The sequence below is a fragment of the Burkholderia sp. IT-111MI5 genome (assembly GCF_949752865.1).
GTDB lineage: Bacteria > Pseudomonadota > Gammaproteobacteria > Burkholderiales > Burkholderiaceae > Burkholderia > Burkholderia pyrrocinia_C.
In genome coordinates this window covers 1-262 of the sequence record NZ_CATKIF010000063.1, presented here as the reverse complement: position 1 = coordinate 262, position 262 = coordinate 1, and the positions used below count along the sequence as shown (strand labels likewise).

The 262-nt window shown below is 66.8% G+C and carries 1 pseudogene; it reads left to right on the top strand.

Annotation, left to right across the window (positions count from 1 at the left end):
• A pseudogene (locus ACM6JT_RS29375) lies at positions 1-262 on the top strand (hypothetical protein); the annotation flags it as partial.

The window sequence follows — 262 nt, the reverse complement described above, 5'->3', positions numbered from 1 at the left end:
TACTGCCGACCTCGACGCGGTGAACGTGAGCCAGCTGAAGGACTCGGGCCTGATCGGCGGCGATGGCAGGGCGATTGCCGCGGTGACGTACGACCGCAACCAAGACGGTTCGCCGAACTACGGCTCGGTGACGCTGGGCGATGGCAACGGCCCGGTGAAGGTGACGAACGTGGCTGACGCAACGGGCGACAGCGACGCGTTGAACCTCGGCCAGTTGAAGCAATCCGGCCTGGTGGGCGACGACGGCCAGGGCAACCTGACG